Origin of the sequence: Thermococcus sp. (assembly GCF_027011145.1) — an archaeon.
GTDB lineage: Archaea > Methanobacteriota_B > Thermococci > Thermococcales > Thermococcaceae > Thermococcus.
Window position 1 is genome coordinate 1 of sequence record NZ_JALVAO010000050.1, and the last position, 15,646, is coordinate 15,646.

18 protein-coding genes are annotated in these 15,646 nt (G+C 49.3%); 12 read left to right on the plus strand and 6 right to left on the minus strand.

Annotated elements, in window-relative coordinates; translation table 11 throughout:
- A partial coding sequence (locus tag MVG27_RS06030; RefSeq protein ID WP_297556357.1) for an aminotransferase class I/II-fold pyridoxal phosphate-dependent enzyme occupies positions 1–282 on the plus strand: 282 nt, incomplete at its 5' end.
- Between the two features lies 1 nt (position 283).
- Here the strand turns inward: MVG27_RS06030 and MVG27_RS06035 are convergent.
- On the minus strand, positions 284–940 hold the full coding sequence (locus MVG27_RS06035) for a metallophosphoesterase (protein WP_297550409.1): 657 nt from the start codon (positions 938–940) through the stop codon (positions 284–286).
- Positions 941–1,070: 130 nt separating this feature from the next.
- On the opposite strand from MVG27_RS06035, the gene MVG27_RS06040 reads away from it, so the two are divergent.
- Positions 1,071–1,286, plus strand: coding sequence for a hypothetical protein (locus tag MVG27_RS06040; RefSeq protein WP_297550411.1), 216 nt, complete (start codon positions 1,071–1,073; stop codon positions 1,284–1,286).
- A gap of 42 nt (positions 1,287–1,328) precedes the next feature.
- On the opposite strand, the gene MVG27_RS06045 is transcribed toward MVG27_RS06040, so the two are convergent.
- A complete protein-coding gene (locus tag MVG27_RS06045) occupies positions 1,329–2,546 on the minus strand; it encodes a methionine adenosyltransferase (protein WP_297556377.1) in 1,218 nt (405 codons plus the stop codon).
- 323 nt (positions 2,547–2,869) lie between these two features.
- On the opposite strand from MVG27_RS06045, the gene MVG27_RS06050 reads away from it, so the two are divergent.
- The 5 genes from MVG27_RS06050 to MVG27_RS06070 are packed head-to-tail and all read left to right on the plus strand — an operon-like array spanning position 2,870 to position 5,489.
- Positions 2,870–3,490 carry a haloacid dehalogenase gene (locus MVG27_RS06050; RefSeq protein ID WP_297548339.1) on the plus strand — a complete coding sequence of 207 codons (621 nt, stop codon included), beginning with the start codon at positions 2,870–2,872 and terminating at the stop codon, positions 3,488–3,490.
- Positions 3,483–4,070, plus strand: coding sequence for an endonuclease V (locus MVG27_RS06055; protein WP_297548337.1), 588 nt, complete (start codon positions 3,483–3,485; stop codon positions 4,068–4,070). Before MVG27_RS06050 ends, MVG27_RS06055 begins: the two co-directional genes overlap by 8 nt.
- Positions 4,067–4,702: a CTP-dependent riboflavin kinase gene (locus MVG27_RS06060; protein ID WP_297548336.1), complete on the plus strand. Its 636-nt coding sequence runs from the start codon at positions 4,067–4,069 to the stop codon at positions 4,700–4,702. The genes MVG27_RS06055 and MVG27_RS06060 overlap by 4 nt, the downstream gene beginning before the upstream one ends.
- A complete protein-coding gene (locus MVG27_RS06065) occupies positions 4,699–5,235 on the plus strand; it encodes a hypothetical protein (RefSeq protein WP_297548334.1) in 537 nt (178 codons plus the stop codon). Before MVG27_RS06060 ends, MVG27_RS06065 begins: the two co-directional genes overlap by 4 nt.
- Positions 5,236–5,279: 44 nt before the next feature.
- Positions 5,280–5,489: a PRC-barrel domain-containing protein gene (locus MVG27_RS06070; protein WP_297548343.1), complete on the plus strand. Its 210-nt coding sequence runs from the start codon at positions 5,280–5,282 to the stop codon at positions 5,487–5,489.
- Here the strand turns inward: MVG27_RS06070 and MVG27_RS06075 are convergent.
- Positions 5,486–6,949 (minus strand): DHH family phosphoesterase, encoded by a 1,464-nt coding sequence (locus tag MVG27_RS06075; RefSeq protein ID WP_297548332.1) that lies wholly within the window; start codon positions 6,947–6,949, stop codon positions 5,486–5,488. The two genes, MVG27_RS06070 and MVG27_RS06075, sit on opposite strands and share 4 nt — an antisense overlap.
- Positions 6,950–7,068: 119 nt before the next feature.
- On the opposite strand from MVG27_RS06075, the gene MVG27_RS06080 reads away from it, so the two are divergent.
- The 5 genes from MVG27_RS06080 to MVG27_RS06100 all read left to right on the plus strand — a co-directional run bounded on the left by MVG27_RS06080 (position 7,069) and on the right by MVG27_RS06100 (position 12,717).
- Positions 7,069–8,715 (plus strand): hypothetical protein, encoded by a 1,647-nt coding sequence (locus tag MVG27_RS06080; RefSeq protein WP_297556380.1) that lies wholly within the window; start codon positions 7,069–7,071, stop codon positions 8,713–8,715.
- A 160-nt stretch (positions 8,716–8,875) separates the two neighbouring features.
- Positions 8,876–9,742 (plus strand): DMT family transporter, encoded by an 867-nt coding sequence (locus MVG27_RS06085; protein WP_297556359.1) that lies wholly within the window; start codon positions 8,876–8,878, stop codon positions 9,740–9,742.
- 241 nt (positions 9,743–9,983) lie between these two features.
- Positions 9,984–10,550 (plus strand): CBS domain-containing protein, encoded by a 567-nt coding sequence (locus MVG27_RS06090; RefSeq protein ID WP_297549717.1) that lies wholly within the window; start codon positions 9,984–9,986, stop codon positions 10,548–10,550.
- 74 nt (positions 10,551–10,624) lie between these two features.
- Positions 10,625–12,508: an ABC transporter substrate-binding protein gene (locus MVG27_RS06095; protein WP_297549715.1), complete on the plus strand. Its 1,884-nt coding sequence runs from the start codon at positions 10,625–10,627 to the stop codon at positions 12,506–12,508.
- A gap of 38 nt (positions 12,509–12,546) precedes the next feature.
- A complete protein-coding gene (locus MVG27_RS06100; RefSeq protein ID WP_297549713.1) occupies positions 12,547–12,717 on the plus strand; it encodes a hypothetical protein in 171 nt (56 codons plus the stop codon).
- Here MVG27_RS06100 and MVG27_RS06105 read toward each other — a convergent pair.
- From MVG27_RS06105 to MVG27_RS06115, 3 genes are read right to left on the minus strand one after another with little or no spacing between them, the layout of a single operon-like run.
- Positions 12,695–13,414, minus strand: coding sequence for an ABC transporter permease (locus MVG27_RS06105; RefSeq protein WP_297549711.1), 720 nt, complete (start codon positions 13,412–13,414; stop codon positions 12,695–12,697). The two genes, MVG27_RS06100 and MVG27_RS06105, sit on opposite strands and share 23 nt — an antisense overlap.
- Entirely contained in the window at positions 13,402–14,322 is a 921-nt protein-coding gene (locus MVG27_RS06110) for an ABC transporter ATP-binding protein (RefSeq protein ID WP_297549709.1), read from the minus strand. Before MVG27_RS06110 ends, MVG27_RS06105 begins: the two co-directional genes overlap by 13 nt.
- Positions 14,307–15,443, minus strand: coding sequence for a PQQ-binding-like beta-propeller repeat protein (locus tag MVG27_RS06115; protein ID WP_297549732.1), 1,137 nt, complete (start codon positions 15,441–15,443; stop codon positions 14,307–14,309). The genes MVG27_RS06110 and MVG27_RS06115 overlap by 16 nt, the downstream gene beginning before the upstream one ends.
- Between the last annotated feature and the right edge of the window lie 203 nt (positions 15,444–15,646).

Genomic DNA, 15,646 nt, shown 5'->3' on the forward strand with positions numbered 1-15,646 from the left:
AGGAGGAACCTCGTCTGGAAGAGGCTGAACGAGATGGGCCTGCCGACCGTTAAACCGAAGGGAGCCTTCTATATCTTCCCGCGCATTAAAGACACCGGCCTCACAGACAAGGAGTTCAGCGAGTTAATGCTCAAAGAAGCTAAAGTTGCCGTCGTTCCGGGTTCGGCCTTCGGAAAGGCCGGTGAGGGCTACATCAGGATAAGCTATGCAACGGCCTACGAGAAGCTCGAGGAAGCTATGGACAGAATGGAGAAAGTTTTAAAGGAGAAAAAGTTGGTCTGAGTTATAGTTCCCCGAGCTCCACGTTTTCCACCTTTTTTGTCGCCTCATTGAGCTCGATAACGGCGTAGTAACCCCTGAAAAGCGGGCCGGGATTAACGATGACTGTTTTTCCGACCCTGTCAACGCTCCTGGCTTCGTGTATATGCCCGGTGACGACGAGGGGTGGCTGGTTCCTCTCAATGAACTCCCTCAGAGCTTTGCTTCCAACGTGGAGGCCCGAATGAATTCTATCAGCTTTGGTTTCCCTCGGAGGAACGTGAGAGAGAATAACATCTCCGGGGCGGTAGTTCCGCTCAAGGATTTTCATAATTTCGTCCTCGGTGAGTTCCCAAACAGTGTTGAACGGGGTTATGTTGGAGCCCCCAATGCCGATGAAGCCGACGCCGTTGATTTCAACCCTCTTGTCGTGAAGGCCGATGCCGAGTTCATCGAGCAGTTGGGGGACGTCTCTGCCGTCGCAGTTGCCGTGAACTGCAAGAATTGGGATTTCCAACCTTAATAGCGGTTTGAGGACTTCTTTAGCTGTTTCAATTCCTGAAAAGTGTGTTATATCACCAGCAACAAGAAGAACGTCGAAATTCGAATGTGAAACCAAACTAGTAAACTTTTCAACCCACATTCTGTTACCATGTATATCAGTCACTGCAACTATTCGCACTTTCTTCACCTCCATTTATGGAATAACACATGAACTTTAATTAATTTCTATCGACAATTGACTAAATTAACTTTAACGTTTACCGAAAACCTTATAAGGTTTAGGCTCCCCTAAGAGATTAGGTGATAGCATGGAGAGGGTTAAGTCAATACTTCATAGAAGACTTGAGGTTGTTAAGAAAAGGAAAGAAATTCTAATCCTTGAAGAGGCAAAGCTAGTGAGAATGGCAAAACAGAAAAAAGACGTCGCCCACAAACTTGCAAAGGTTAAGAGCGAAAAACTTGCACTGATGATGGAAGAGGCTAAACTTCTAAGAACGCTCAAACAGAACTCTTCCGCTTTCTGAACTTTCCAAACTTTTAAGAAGGAAAGGTCGAAAAAGAGGGAATCAGAAGACGTTGAGCTTGTCCTCAAGAATCAGCTTCTGTATCTTCGTTATGTTGGCTAGCCACTCGTCGGCAATCTCGTAGGCCGGCTTCTGGAGGACGTCGATTGAGTAGCCCTTCTTCGGGATTATCTGGACGCTGGCAACGAGGGGCTCGTCAATTGGCTTGCCTATCTGGCTCAGAATCCTCACGTAGACCTCCTCAACTCCCTCGACCTGCTCGGCTATGTCGTTGGCTATGAGCATAGAGAGGAGGTTGTATATCTTTCCAACGTGGCTAACCGGGTTCTTTCCGGCCGCGGCTTCCATACTCATGTGCCTGTTTGGAGTGATGAGGCCGTTTACGCGGTTGCCCCTTCCAACGCTACCGTCGTCTCCAGCTTCCGCGCTCGTTCCTGTGACAGTGATGTAATAAATTCCATCTTTTGGATCATCGGCTGTGTTAACGTATATCTTTGTAGGTCTCTCTGTGTGGGCCTCGACTATCTCTTTAGCTTTCTCGTAGATAGCTTCCTTAACTGCCATGTACTCGTCGGGGTTTTCAACTTCACTGTCCACTATAGCCGCGGCTATTGTGAGGTCAATCTCATCTCCCCTCCTGAGACCCATGACTTTGATGTCCTCGCCGACGGCCGGCCATTCCTTCTTGAACTCGTCGCTGTTGAGTGCTTTCTCAGTCTCAAGAACTATCTTTTCCGTTTCGCTGAGCGGGGCGTAGCCGACTCCAAAGGATGTGTCGTTGGCGAGCGGAATCGGGTTCTCCTTGGCCTTGTTGAAGACACCCACGAGGTCAACGCTTCCCTGTCCGATGCGTGAGTCTATGACAACGTGGTTCTCGATGTCAAGGTGCCTAACGGCCTTTTTGAGATAGTCCTTTGCGGCCTTTATGGCTATCTCGTGGACCGGGAAGAACTCCCTGTCAACCATCTCAACTGCCCTTCCGGAGAGGAGGATGTAAATCGGCTTTATGACCTCTCCACCGCCAAACTGCGGATAGGCCCTACCGCCAACGACTTCAACCTGGTCAGTGTTGTGGTGGAGGATTATGCCGTATCTCTTGATGTACTCCCTGCTGAGGGCTCTGCTGACCGCCTCGGCGATACCGTCGGCAATGCTGTCCGGGTGACCTATACCCTTTCTCTCGACGAGTTCAACCTTCTGCATCTCAACAGGAGTCCTTACGAGCTCCTCAACGACGATGTTCCTAACCTTCTCGGCCATGAGCGTCACCACCTTTTCCTTTAGCAAGGCTCGCTTCGGCGGAGCTCTTATATAATTTTCGGCATGAATTAGGAAAACTAACATTCCTACTGGTTATGAACCTCGAAAGCCTTAAAATATACCCCGAATAATTTTCTACGACGGTCTCCGCCCGGTGGCCCGGGCCCGGGAGTGGGTTGAGCCTTCGATGAACGGGTAAGACGATGCCGGGCGGACAGGGCTTGGCCTCCGGACCGCCTGAGGGTGGCGATGCCTTCGATGAGGGTGGGGGATAGCCAAGCCCACATTTTTAAGGCGTTTCTCCAACCTTCTCCGGTGGGAGCATGAAGATGGAGGAGATTATAGAGGCCATAAGGAGCGTTCTGGACGAGAAAGATTCCCTGAGGGAGGAGGCCCTTAAACTTACGAGGGAAATCGTCAGGCTTAGCGGAGATACCGTTAAAGCAATCCACCGCGGAGAGCTAAACCTCGCAAAGGAGCGCTGGGAAGAAACTAGAGAGAGGGTAGAAAGACTCAGGGAGATGCTGAAAGACCACCCGGACCTCTACTACTCCGGCTACGTTCAGACCGCCAACCAGGAGTTCGTTGAGGCCTCGCTCCTCCTCAGCTACGTTGAAGGCCAACCGTATCCGTCCCCTGAGAAGCTGGGCGTTCCCCACGCCGATTACGCCCTGGGTATTGGGGACTTCATCGGCGAGCTCAGGAGGTATTTTCTTCACAGACTCCTGGAGGGGGACATTGAAAGGGCAGAAAATGTCTACCGCGAAATGGAGAGCGTTTACAACGCCTTTATAACGCTTGAGTACCCGAAGGGTCTAGTAAACGTCAGGCAGAAGCAGGACCAGGCACGCTACGTCCTTGAGAGGACACTCGAGGATTTGGTGAGGGCAAAGCTCAACAGAAGCCTTGAGAAAAAGCTTGAGAAGGCATTGAATAATGATTGAATTAAACAATTACATAATTCGGGAAAAACTCAAAAAAATTGCCGAGGTTCAGGAGAGACTCTCGAAAAGGATAACCGAGAGACCCGTGAGAAGGGAAGACGTCAAAACCGTAGGTGCCGTTGATGTCTCCTACCGGGGAAACACGGCAGTCTCGGCCCTCGTGGTGTGCACCTTTCCAAAATGCGAGGTGCTTGAAACGAGAACTGTCAAAACGCAGGTTGGATTTCCCTACGTTCCAACCTACTTCTTTCTCAGAGAGACAAGGCCAGTCCTGCTCGTGGTTGGAAACGCTAACTTCGACGTTCTACTGGTGGAGGGACACGGAAGGGCCCACCCAAGGGGCTATGGTCTGGCCTCCCACATAGGGCTTCTCATCGGAAAGCCCGTTATCGGGGTGGCAAGGAAACCCTTACGGGGGGTTTCGCCCGAGCTGTACAGAAGGGTAGGAAAAGCTTATGTAAGCGTCGGGCATCTGATAGACTTGACCTCAGCAGTTGAGATAGTTAAGATACTAAACGATAATGGATATCCGAAACCCCTCAAGCTCGCTGATAAGCTCTCGAAGAGGTGCAACCGATGAAGAAAATCAAGCTCCTGGTTTTGCTCGCCGGCAGGGGGGCAGTGGGAAAGAAGGTTCGCGTAACCGTTAGAGAGCTCGCAAACGAACTTAACGTTTCCCCCCAGACTGTTCTTAGACTTCTGGGGGAGATGGAAGAAGAAGGGCTCATAAAGAGACTCGTGGAGGGCAAAAGGACTTTCATTGAGGTAACACCCGAGGGGGCAGGCTTTCTAAGAGACCTTTGCGAGGAGATTTCGAAGGCACTTTCCACCGGGGTAATAATAGGCGAGGTTGTGTCGGGACTCGGTGAGGGGGCCTATTACGTTAAACAGTACTCTCCTCTAATAAGGGAATATCTCGGCTTTGAGCCTTACCCTGGAACCCTAAACGTCCGAGTCCTCTTCCCGAAGACCGTTTTCGATGCCCTTTGCAACGCGAGGCCGGTCATAATCCCGGGGTTCACAAGAGGGGGCAGAACCTTTGGGGACGTTAAAGCCTACCGCGTGAGGATTGACTCGATAGAAGGGGCTATAGTAATACCCTCGCGAACCGTCCATCCGCCAAAGATAGCGGAGATAGTTGCCCCCGTCAAGCTGAGGGAGAAACTCGGTCTCCGTGATGGGGACAGAATTAGGATTGAGGTGGTAGAATGAAAGTAAACGTTGGTGCCATGCTTACCTTCGCAGGAACGGGCGCGTTCTTTGGGTTTTTACTTGCCGTTCTTGCATACGGGCCCTACGAGAACCAGCTCTTTGCTTACGGGATTTACGTTGGGCTCATCATCGGGGCCCTCCTTGGGATTAGGGCCGATGAGGGGTGGAACTTCAGGACATCGTCTGTTTCCTTCCTCCTAGGAATCGCAATGACGCTTATTCTCGCACTATGGTGGGTCTATAGAGGGATAGACGCCCGGTTTGCCAACCTCATGCTTGGAATTGTTCTCGGAACGGGCCTCTTAGTAAAACCAACGAACTTCACCGACGCGCTTGTAAGCCCCGCGACTTACCTCGGGGGGACCACTACCGCTCTGCTCATCTTGAAGAACTACGGAAGCTTTCAGTCCGTTGAGCACGGAGTTACGGCAATCCTCATCTTCACGGGAAGTGCCATGGCCCTCATTTTCTTTGGGGCGCTCGGCAGGTGGGGTTTCGAGAAGTTCAGGAACTTTGGCAAAAAAAGAAAGTAGCAACGCTTAAATATGCTCATTGATAACCTAAGGCGGTGATTGAAATGGTGATGAGGCTTTCAAAGCTCTACGGCAAGCAGATTTACAATACGAAGGGCAACTACGTGGGTTACGTTGACGAGGTCTTAATCGAGATTGACAGGGGAAAAGGAAAAGTACTCGCGCTTGTTTTGCCGGGAGAAAAGGTTGGAGTCCCCTACGACCGCGTTACTGCAATAGGGGACATAGTCCTCGTGAAGGCAAAGGAGGATTAACCTTCTTTCACCTTTAAAGCTTCCAGGAACCTTTCTGTAACCGCTTCCTCAACGAGCTTAAGGAGGGAGTTCTTGTCCTTGGCGAGCTTGAAGATTCCAAGGGGTATCCTGGCCCCTCCGGCCCTCGCGTGGCCACCTCCGGAGCCGAGTTCTCCGAAGGCCTCCTTCATAACGGCACCGATATTGACCCTAACGTCTCTCGTCCTTGCTGAAATCTCGATTTTGTCGTCAACGATTCCAAAGACGAGGACGGTCGTTATGCCCTCCAGCCTGAGGAGGAAGTCCGCTGCTTCCGCAAGGGCGTCGCGGTTGGTAATGAAACCTACGTTGCTTATTATTATGTTTTTGTATATCCTCCTGTGCATTATGGCTCTCGCGAGGATTTCGGCGGTTTCGGTACTTATGTCGGGGTGCTCTATCTTATCAAGGAGCTCGTAGTCAACTTTACCGGCTAAAAATTCTATTGCCTTCAAATCGACGGGGCTCAGCTTCGAGAACTTCTTTGTGTCTATGTATATGCCGTAGAAGAGGGCAGTCGCGAGGGGCGGTGAAACTGCTATGTTGAGGCCTTTGAGATACTCCACGAGGATTGATGATGCTGAATTGACGTCGGGCCTTATGTCCAGGAATGCATCATCAGGAAGGACATCGGAGAGGTGCTGGAGAACCTGATGATGATCGATGACAATTTTAATCCTCTCGTAGTCGGAGTTCTCGAGTATTGTAAGGTTTCCATTGGGCTGACAATCAACTAGAGCTATGTAAGGATATCTTCTTAGTTCATATGAACCTCTAGAAACGCGAGTTACTTCGATTCCAAGGAGATTGATAAAGGCTCTGTTTTCGTGATGAGTGATCTCCCCACCGTGAACTATTTTTGTTTTGAATCCAAGGGTTTGAGCTATAAGGCTTAGAGCTGCGGCGCTTGCAAGAGAATCTGGATCAGGGTTGTCATGCATAACTATAAGCAGAGAATCGCCATTTGCCTTTAGTTCCCTGAGTTTTTTAACGAGAAGATTAACATTCTTTTTTTCTCCAATGTGCTTTACCATCCTAATCAGAGCATCTCTTAGAGCCGTTCTGGGGGAAATTGCATAGTCCACATTAACGTCTGCTTCAAAGCTTTCTTTTATGCTCGTCTTGAGCTCTTCAAGATTTATTTCATCGGGGAGCACCGTTATTATAGGAACTTCTTTATTGTTTGTTCTGATGACGTAGACGGTCTTTTTTATTGTTTCAACGTCCATAGTTGTTATTATCACGAGCTCTGATTTCTCAATTCCCGCTTTTAAGAGAGTAGCTGTATATGAAAAATCACCGTGAACTACATGAAAACCGCTTTCTTCAAGAGTTCTCGCTCGGATTTCATTTTTTTCAACTATCACAACATCGAACTCTCCCCTGAGGGCCTCTGCTATTGAACGCCCCAGGGCTCCCCCTCCAAGTATGAGGATTCTCATGACTATCACCCACTTTATGCACAACAATGTTTAAATAGGGGCTCTAATATACTAAACCGTGACCCTACCTACGGATTCTTTAATGAGAATGGGGATATATATAGATAATGGTGGTGGGTATGCAGCTACCGGATAAAACACCGCTCGTTGAGAACGTTGTAATAACATCGGCGAGTGAGCTTAGAGATCTTCTTAATCAGGCTCTTAGTCAGGGAAAAGGGGCTTTTCTAAAGATCTTCGCCAAAGACAAAAATGGGAAGTACTACATAACCGTGCTCCTTGATACTTCAAAAGTTCTGGCTGTAGAATGCCTTGTAGTTGACAATAAGCAGACTTTGATTGGAGAAGAAGCAGTTACCCTTCTTAAGTCAATACTTGAAAAGCCCATGGTTGTTGATGTGTACTCTTTGGACGAAATTGAAATGAAGCTTTCAATAGCCGAAAACCTCGAGATATATTCAGAAACTCCCAAAGTTCCCCTCGAAGAACTTCTATCTGGAAAAATAATTCAAACACAGAAGCCTGAAGAGATAACTTCAAGAACAGTTCAATCTGAAACACTAGCTGTTAGAAAACCCTCTTTCGAGCCCCAAAAGCCAGCCCAGCCTGAGATCGTTGTCAATTTTACTGGGGGCACACTTCCAGAGGGGGCCTTTAAGAAATATGCAGAGAACATCATAAGAGAAGCCAATAGAATCAAGGGGCTTTCTATAAGCAGAATTGAGTTCGATGCAAACGTCGGTGAGGGTGTTGTCTATCTAAATGTAAGGGTCTATGGAACAACTGAGAGTACTGACAGAAGGCAGGTAGAAATAGCGGAGAAAAGAATTTTCCACATAGTAAGCAAGTATGCCCCTATAATACTCAGGGAGGCAGAATACAAGCCCATATTGAAGGATATAAGTGTTATTCTAAACGGTGAGGAAGCAAGACCGCATGAGATTGTTGAGAAAGACAAAAAGAAAACAGGAGCTGTTACGAGGGACGGAAAGATTCAGTTATCTGTTCTTGAAGATGTCTGGCCATACTTTAGCAATTTCGCAAGAACGGTGATTAAAGAGTTAGAAACGGCAGGAATAAAGGTTAACAGGGCTTATTTTGACGTAAAGGGAAGAAGAGAGTTTGAAATAAATCTTTCAATAGTAGTTGAAGCTCCCTTTGACAGAGCAACTATTGAAAAAACAGTCAGGACGATTTTGAATAGACACGCAAAGGAACTATCAAGCTCAATAGACCGGTATATCACAGTTCACAATATTGAAGTTGAAGTTGTAGAAAGGGCACTTCAAAAACCAGATACAGCAAAAAGAGTTGTGACCAGTGGGAAAGCTGCGGAGATACTTGCCAAAAAAGAATTACTCGAGAAAGAAGTTGAAAAACTGCTGAAAGAAGCAGGAATAGAGGAACTAGCTCCTTTCACAGAGGAAAAGAAGAAAGAAGCAGAAGAAACTCTGCTGAGGAGTAGAATAGAGCCGGCAATAGAAACCCTGAAAAACAGAGTTCATGCAGAGCTGAAGCTCATTCCAAGGGTTACATTTAAGTGGCTTAAGCTCAACCACGAGATTCAGGGTTCGACAGTCTACGTTGATATCGAGGCATCTTTCGTCAAAGAAAGCGTTGGGGGCCTCTTTGGGGCATATTCAGGTGTTTCAGATGACAGGATAAAACGAGAAATAACTGAGACAATAAACAGAATTATCACAGAAGTCTCCAGAGAGTACAGTGTGTCAATAAGGCCAAGGAAGATAAACGTAATCCTCCGCTGACCTTTTCTCTTTTCAGCACTCAAGATCGTCATCATCCTTTCGTCAGCACTGCCGAGGTCATCATCGTAAGTAGTTCACCGGGACGGTTAAGTCCTTTTTTCATACCTTCATCTAAACGCTAAAGCGCTAATTTTTTAAGGCTTCCTCCAGAGTGGGAACCATGCAAACGTTAATCCTAGGGGTCGCATTGGCGCTTGCATCGGCATTTTCTTGGGCCTCGGCGACGATACTGGTTAGATTAGGCCTCAGAAAGCTGTCGCCAATCGGGGCAAATATCTTCAGGCTTTACGTTGCCTCAACGCTCTTTCTCATAATTTTCGCCCTAACCGGAAACCTGAGCGTTTTTAAACTTCCAGCAAGACTCCTCGTCCTAGCTTTTATCTCAGCACAGTTCGGCTTCGTTATAGGCGATTACTTCTACTTCAACGCCCTGAAAAGGATGGGCGTCTCGAGAACAGTTCCCATAACCTCAACATATCCCCTCTGGGCGATTCTGTGGGCAATCCTCTTTCTGGGCAAAAGGGTCAAGCCCCATGTGATTATTGGTGCCGTTCTCGTCGTCCTAGCAATCATCGTGGTCAAGAAAGCTGAAGAAGAGGAGCACGCCGACAGGCTCGGTTTCCTCTTCGCCTTTATCGCCCCAATTTCATGGAGCGTTGCCATAACTATAATGGACTACCTCACGAGAAGCATGCCTTCCCTTCAGCTTGCAGGTATTAGGATGGTCTTCGCGGCCCTGGGAATTTCGGTCTTCCTTCCAAGATATGGTGAAGAGGTCAGAAAAATAAGCAGAAGGGAAGCAATAGCCCTCACCGGTGCCGCCGTCCTGGGCCTAATCCTTGGGCAGTATCTCTTCGTGTATTCGGTCTCCCTCGTCGGTTCGCCAATAGCGGCACCGGTTTCAGCGATAAATCCAATAATAGCATCGCTACTGGCCGTCCTGCTTCTCAAGGAGAAGCCAAACGCGAGGATATTCGAGGGTCTGATTCTAGCTGTCGTGGGTGTCGTCCTTATCTCGGTGGGCTAAACTTTTAAGGCCCGTTTTCTATTCTAAATCGCCGACAGCGAGGGGACAATACCCCTCGCACGGGCTCGGTCTTCCCGCCTCCGCGAGGTAGTCGGGTTCGATGAGCGGAGCGTGCTCACGCCGAGCCCACAGGGCCGGGAGCATCCACCCGCGGGAGCAATGACCGCGGGCCTCTGTGCCCGGCCTACAGTATTAGAAAGGATTATAACTTCTTAGCTCCATAAATAACTGGTGGTTATTTATGGTAACAATACCTCGGCCAATTGATCCCAGAGAAATCCGGCGAATTCGAAAGGAGCTCGGCATAACTCAGGAGGAACTTGCAAAGAAAGCCGGGGTTACTCAAGCGTACATAGCGAAGCTCGAAGCCGGTAAAGTTGACCCAAGGCTCTCAACGCTGAACAGAATTCTTCAAGCTCTTCTAGAATGCAAAAAGGCTCAACTGAAAGCAAAAGATGTCATGTCTTCGCCAGTAATATATGTTAAGCCATATGAGAAAGTGGAAAAGGTAATTAGACTTATGAACGAGCACAACATTTCTCAGATTCCCGTTGTTTCTGGAAACAAGGTAGTGGGTTCTGTAACCGAGCGGACACTCGTAAGACAGAGCCTTGAGTACGAGGACATCTACGACAGAAAGGTCATGGAGATAATGGAGGAACCGTTCCCCATCGTAAATGAGGAGGAAGACTTGGAAGTTGTTAAGTATCTCCTTGAGGACAATCCAGCTGTTCTCGTCCAGAACAGAGAGGGAAAAATTGTTGGAATCATAACTCGTGTTGACCTTTTCAGAGTTGGTAAGGCATAGTCCACAACTTTTAAAACCTCTCCTTCTCAACATAGTTGGACATTTAATCCGGACAAAACGTCCAGGTGGTAACCATGAAAAAAACAGCGGTGCTTGTTGTTTTGCTCCTGATTGGAGCTGTTATAGCAACCGGATGTATAGCCTCAAATTCAACTACCCCCACGAAAAGTTCCTCATCAACGACGTCCCCAGCCTCAAGCCCAACAACCAGCTCAACAAAGAGCCCAGCCACGAGCTCGAGTTCAACGCAGATGGAAAAGAGCTACTACCCAATAACGATTAAGGACTTTGCAAACAGAACAGTAACAATAAAGGAGGAACCGAAGCGCGTTGTCTCACTCGCCCCAAGTATAACCGAGGACCTGTATTATCTGGGACTTCTCGACAGGGTTGTTGGAGTCACAGGTTACGAGGACTGGCCTCCCGAAGTTAAGAAAATCACCTCAGTTGGAGGCTACGGTGCCTACGCAAGCCTTGAAAAGATAGCAGAACTAAAACCGGACCTTATTATAGCAGACAACGCAGTATTTTACAAGAAGGGTTTCCTTGAAAGTCTGGAAAAGATAGCACCGGTTGTTATAATAGCCCCACAGAGCATTGATCAGATTCCTCAGGCAATTGAGCTCCTCGGAAAAATCTTCAACAGGGAGGACAGGGCGAAGGAAGTCATTGATGAGTTCAACGCAAAGGTAAATGCAATAAAGGAACTCACGAAGAATCAGCCAAAGGTCAAAGTCTTCTTCGTAACCTGGAGCAAGCCCCTCATGACCGCGGGCAAAAACACCTTCATCAACGACGTTATCACGATAGCCGGAGGAGCGAACATCTTTAACGATACCAAGGGATGGCCACAGGTCAGTGCTGAGGAGGTCATAGCAAGGAACCCCGATGTTATAATCTTGACACCCCACTGCGGAATGACGATTGAAGAGGCCTACAAGCTCTTTGCAGGAACCAACGCCGTTAAAGAGGGCCACGTTTACATGATTGAGAACGAGAACGACCTAATTCACCCGAGCCCGAGGATAATAAAGGGAATAGAGATTGTGGCAAAGCTCCTCCACCCAGATGCCTTCAAGACAAAGTATCCACTCACAATAAAGGACATGGCCAACAGAACCGTCACAATCCCGAAGGAGCCACAAAGGGTCGTTTCACTTGCTCCAAGCATTACTGAGACAATATTCTACCTTGGAGCCGGGGACAAGCTCGTTGGAGTTACGAAATATGCAGACTGGCCTCCTGCAGTGAAGAACATAACGAAGGTCGGTGGCTACGGAGCCTACGCCAACCTCGAAGAGATTGCCAAGCTCAAGCCCGACCTCATCATAGCGGACAACGCGGTGTTCTACAAGCAGGGCTTCCTTGAAAGTCTGGAAAAGATAGCGCCAGTTGTAATCGTCAACCCGAAGAGCATCGAGGGAATATACAAACAAATTGAGCTCATTGGAAAGATTCTCAACAGGGAGGAACAGGCCTCGATGGTGATAGCCGAGATGAAAGCACAGATAAGCTACATTGAGGGCCTCGTGGCCAACCAGAGCAGGCCGAGTGTGATGTATCTCGTTAGTACGTACAACGGCTACTGGATAGCCGGAAAAGACACCTTCGCGGACAGTATAATCAAAATTGCAGGAGGTAAGAATGCCTTCGAGGACATTACTGGCTGGAAAGCGGTCAGTGAAGAGGAAATCGTAGCAAGGAACCCGGACGTGGTTATCATAGCCTCAGCCTACGTTGACCCGAAGATATTCTGCTCAGGCCCGCTCTCAACGATCAAAGCCGCGAAGGAGGGCAGGGTTTACACTGTCAGCGATCCCAACGTCTTCCAGAGACCGAGCCCGAGGATTGTACTGGCAATCCGCGAGATGGCCGAACTGCTCCATCCGGACCTCTTCAAGTACCAGCCTCAGCCACTTGTCTGCTCTGCCAACACAACTGCCAACTCGACCGGCTGATTTTTAAGCTTCTTTTCCCTCTTTTTCCCGGTGATGCTATGGAGAAGAAGACCGTTTACAGGGTTCTGCTCGTGATTGTGATAATCCTGGCGATAATATTTACGCTCGGCGTTGTTGGCATCGTTCCCTTTGTCTGGAGCGAATACATAACGGTTTTCATGGTCATCCTGTTCTTCGTTCTGAGGTTCAGTAAAGGCGCTCAACCCTGAGGATTGAGAGGTAAAGGAAGACCATCGAGAGCAGGAGCAGGACGAGGAAGGCATAAATCGGATTGACGACGTCGTAGTAGTGGAGCATGGCGAAGCGAAGGCCATCAACGGAGTACGTCATCGGAGTTACGAGGCCCACAACGAGGAACCACTTCGGAAAAAGGAGGAGAGAAACTATAGCACCGCTCGTGAACATCATGGGGAGCCTAATCAGGTTGAGCCACGTCATGGCGTTTATTGGATTCTCGACGACGAGGGAAACGTAGAGGCCCAAGGCCGAGAAGGTAAAGGCTGACAGAACGAGAAAGAGCACAAAGAGTGAAAGGTTCCATATCGGATAGACCATGAAAGCCCTCAGGAAGAGAAGGCTAACGAAACCGACGAAGAGTCCGAATATCGAACCGGTGAGAACCTTGGCCAGAACGATTTCAGAATAACTCACCGGGGCAACCAGGAGTCTCTCAAAGGTTCTAAGCCTTCTCTCAAAGATTATCGAGGACGAGACGAAGGAGGTCGTCCCGAAGAGGACGGAAATCGAAACGAGACCCGGGGCAAGGTGGTCAACGTCACCGAAGCGAACTGCAAAGGCCAGGGTGAAAACCAGCGGAAAAACGATGCCCCAGCTTATCGAACCGGGTTTTAGAACGTACTCTCTAAGCTCCTTTTCAGCTATTGCAAGGACCTTCAAAGCGGACACCCCCCGCAGGGACAGCCCTTGGTCAGCTCAACGAAAACGTCCTCAACGCTCGGAACCTCTGTGCAGAGGCCCTCAATCCTGAAGCCAAGCTCGGTCTTTAAAGAGTACAGCCTTTCGAGGAATTCATCGACGTTTTCAACCTCCAGAAGGAGCCTCCCCTCATCGAAGGAAACGTCGTACTCCTCTAGGGCCCTCAGGAGAGAAGATGTCAAAGGCTCGACCGAGAGCTTTACAATGACCTTTTTTCCGATTAACTTTGCGAGCTCACCCCTCTTGCCCTCGGCTACTATCTTTCCCTCCCTCATTATCGCTATCCTCTGCGGAATCGTCTCAGCTTCAACCATGTTGTGGGTCGTTATGAAGACAGTCATGCCCCTCTTATTTAGAACCCTGATGAGCGCCCTGACGGCCTTGGCGGAGTGAACATCCAGCCCGTTCGTCGGCTCATCGAGGAAGAGGACTTCGGGCTCGTGAATCAATGCTGAGGCTATCGTCACCCTCCGCTTAAAGCCCGTGCTCAACTTCCCAAACTTCCTATCGGCTGGAAGTTCGAACTCCCTTATGAGCTCCTCAACCCTCTCAAGGGGGGCATCGTAGAGCTTCGCCATGAACCTTAGGTTGTCCCTTACTGTGAGCTCGTCGTAGAGGTTCGAAACGTCCGGAACAAGGCCTATTGACTTCCTAACCGCGAGCCTCTCCCTTTTGACGTCGAAACCGTTGACGTAGGCCTCCCCAGAGGTAATTGACGTTAAGGTCGTTAACATTCTCACGGTGGTCGTCTTTCCGGCACCGTTGGGACCCAGTAGGGCAAAGGCTTCCCCTTTCTTCACACTAAAGCTAACACCCCTCACGGCCTCGAAGTCACCATAGCGCTTAACGAGGTTCTTAGCTATTATCGCTTCCGCCATAGTAGAACCCCCAACAGCAGGATAGCCAAGAGCAGGGAGAGACCAACGTAGGGGTTAAAGCCAAACGTCTCGGTTTCCTCGGTCGAGGTGACGGTAGGTCGGGCCTCGCCGAGGGACCACGCCTCAATGACGCTGTAGCAGTTTTGGACATCATGGGAGCCGTATTCCGTCAGGAAGTAGCCCTTGGGCGAAAAGGCGACGTGGTAAGCGGTCCCGTTGAAGCGCTGGAACCACACAACAGTTCCGTTGGGCGCTATAAGCTCGGCAGTTTTTCCATAGCTAACGACGGTGTAATTGTCTCTGGTTCCAACGTCGTAGGCGTAGCCGATGAGGGGAACGGAGTAGATGGCTTTTCCATCGAGGGCAAGAAGGGTAACGTTCCCGAAGTTCCCGGCAACCGCGATGCCATTCCCGTCGGTATCAACGGCCCTGGCATAGCCGTTGAACTTTTTCTTCCAGAGGACCTTCCCGTTTTCATCAAACGCTATAAGCTCACTCCACAATTCCGACTGCGGAACCACGAGGGCCAGAACCTCATCTCTGGCTACCAGAACTTTCCTAACCGGGCCGGGATTGGTTTTCCACAGGGGTTGTCCGGAAGCTGAAAACACCCACAGCCCCGAGTCCGAACCAACGAGAACCTTATTCCCCCACAGGAGAACGCTCCATGTGTAGTTTCCCAGGCGCTTTTCCCAGGCGAGTTTACCGTTCCGGAAGAGGTAAACCCAGCCCGAGGCATCGCCCGCAACGGCGATACTGCCGTTTTGAGAAATCGAAACGCTGACGACGGCTTCCCTCAGGTTCCTCTCCCACAGGACTTTACCGTCTTTAAAGGCCTGAACCCACCTGCCCTCGGTGCCGATGAGCAGAATATCGTTGTCGGAAAGAGCTGAGGAATAGGCTATCCCCCTTGTTGGTGCCTTCCAGAGAAGCTTTCCGTCGGGACTCAGCAGTTCAGCGTAGTATCCGAAGGCCAGCCCAATCGCTCCGTTCTCGTTTAAGGCCATCGAGAAGACGGCGCATGTGTCGGAGTAGCTCCAGAGATGGGAGGGCTCAAGGGCAAAGGCGTATGGAATGACTAGCAGGATAAGTGCGATTGCAACGAATGTTTTGCTTTTCATCTCACACACCGGCATTCGTTCGGACAACCTAATAAAAAGCTTTCCGGTGTATAGTTGCTAAAACACTTTTGTTCTTCTTTCCCCGTTAGGCTAAACAAACGATGTAAACCTTTGGTTTAGAATTCTCGGGTTTAAAAACGCTTTTTTAGGCTCCGGCAGAGTTCATACTGAGGAACAAAAATGGTCGTGTGTATGTTTATGTT